The organism is Massilia rubra, from assembly GCF_011682065.1.
Classification (GTDB): domain Bacteria; phylum Pseudomonadota; class Gammaproteobacteria; order Burkholderiales; family Burkholderiaceae_D; genus Telluria_A; species Telluria_A rubra.
Genome location: NZ_VUYU01000100.1, coordinates 1 through 345 on the forward strand (window position 1 = coordinate 1; position 345 = coordinate 345).

Sequence of the window (345 nt, forward strand, 5' to 3'; positions counted from 1 at the left end):
ACCAGAAGTAGGTAGCTTAACCGCAAGGGGGGCGCTTACCACGGTAGGATTCGTGACTGGGGTGAAGTCGTAACAAGGTAGCCGTATCGGAAGGTGCGGCTGGATCACCTCCTTTCTAGAGTTGCACTGGCTATAGAGCCAATTCATTAAGCGTCCACACTTATCGACTGTCAATTTAGAAGAACAGCGTTTGAAAGCGCAAACGTAAGCATCGATGCTTAGGTTTGATCTTTCAGGGATTAAAAGCTGTTTCGTTCTTTAACAATCTGGAAGAAGTAAAGTTTTAATCGAATCGTCGACAGACGGTTCGATGGGTAGTGATTGTATGTATCAAAACAAAGCAAC

The 345-nt window shown here is 44.9% G+C and carries 1 rRNA gene; it reads left to right on the top strand.

The annotated features are described in order from the left end of the window. Positions 1-115 (top strand): 16S ribosomal RNA (locus F0185_RS34195); the annotation flags it as partial. Positions 116-345: the final 230 nt, after the last annotated feature.